Here is a 1,487-nt window from a genome sequence, read left to right on the forward strand (position 1 = left end):
ACGCGGAACCTCACCAAGGAGTTCAAGGGGTTCACGGCGGTGAGCGACGTCAACCTGCGGGTGCGCCGCGGCTCGATCCATGCGTTGATCGGCCCCAATGGCGCGGGCAAGACCACTTGCTTCAACCTGCTCACCAAGTTCCTGGAGCCGACCACCGGCACCATCCTATTCAACGGCATCGACATCACACGGGAAAAGCCGGCGCAGATCGCGCGGCGCGGCGTGATCCGCTCGTTCCAGATCTCGGCGGTGTTCCCGCACCTGACGGTGATGGAGAACGTGCGCATCGGGCTGCAGCGGCAACTCGGCACCGCATACCAGTTCTGGCGCAGCGAGCGCTCGCTCGATGTGCTCAACGACCGCGCCATGGAGCTGCTCGATCAGGTCGGCCTGACCGAGTTCGCGCACACGCTCACGGTGAACCTGCCGTACGGGCGCAAGCGCGCGCTGGAGATCGCCACCACGCTGGCGATGGAGCCCGAGCTGATGCTGCTCGACGAGCCCACCCAGGGCATGGGCCACGAGGATGTGGACCGCGTCACGCAGCTGATCAAGCAGGTCTCGGCGGGCCGCACCATCCTGATGGTGGAGCACAACATGAGCGTGGTCTCGTCGATTGCCGACAAGATCACGGTGCTGCAGCGCGGCGCGGTGCTGGCCGAAGGCCCGTATGCGGAAGTGTCGAAGGACCCGCGCGTGATGGAGGCCTACATGGGCACCGCCGACGCGGAACTGCAGGGCGCGCACTGAGGCCGGGGGACGACACATGAGCACAGCCATTACTCCCGCCCTGGAAATCAAGGGTCTGCACGCCTGGTACGGCGAATCGCACATCCTGCACGGCGTCGACCTGACCGTGAACCCCGGCGAGGTGGTCACGCTGCTGGGCCGCAACGGCGCGGGGCGCACCACCACGCTGCGCGCGATCATGGGCCTGACCGGCGCGCGCAAGGGCTCGATCCGGGTCAATGGCCATGAGACCATCGGCCTGCCCACGCACAAGATCGCGCACTACGGCATCGGCTATTGCCCGGAAGAGCGCGCCATCTTCTCCAGCCTCTCATGCGAAGAGAACCTGATGCTGCCGCCGCAGCTGAAGGGGAAGGACTCGGGCATGAGCGAGGCCGACATCTACGAGATGTTCCCGAACCTGAAGGAGCGCCGCCAGAGCCAGGGCACGCGCCTGTCGGGCGGCGAGCAGCAGATGCTGGCGGTGGGGCGCATCCTGCGCACCGGCGCCAACCTGCTGCTGCTCGACGAGATCTCGGAAGGTCTGGCACCGGTGATCGTGCAGGCGCTGGCGCGCATGATCCGGATGCTCAAGCAGAAGGGGTACACGGTGGTGATGGTGGAGCAGAACTTCCGCTTTGCCGCGCCGCTGGCGGACCGCTTCTACGTGATGGAGCACGGCACCATCGTCGAACGCTTCGCGGCCAGCGAGCTGCAGGCCAAGATGCCGGTGCTGCATGAATTGCTCGGGGTCTGAT

General features: G+C 66.2%; 2 protein-coding genes. Both read left to right on the plus strand.

Annotated elements, in window-relative coordinates:
- The coding region (locus GA0116996_RS27840) for an ABC transporter ATP-binding protein (protein WP_243419799.1) at positions 1 to 750 on the plus strand (750 nt) is incomplete at its 5' end.
- Positions 751 to 766: 16 nt separating this feature from the next.
- Positions 767 to 1,486, plus strand: coding sequence for an ABC transporter ATP-binding protein (locus GA0116996_RS27845; RefSeq protein WP_092318363.1), 720 nt, complete (start codon positions 767 to 769; stop codon positions 1,484 to 1,486).
- The last annotated feature ends 1 nt before the right edge of the window (position 1,487 follow it).

This window comes from Cupriavidus alkaliphilus, assembly GCF_900094595.1.
Lineage (GTDB): Bacteria > Pseudomonadota > Gammaproteobacteria > Burkholderiales > Burkholderiaceae > Cupriavidus > Cupriavidus alkaliphilus.

Bases quoted from the DNA above. Each gene is read 5' to 3' on its own strand.
- GA0116996_RS27845 (WP_092318363.1), top strand. From the start codon at position 767: ATGAGCACAGCCATTACTCCCGCCCTGGAAATCAAGGGTCTGCACGCC.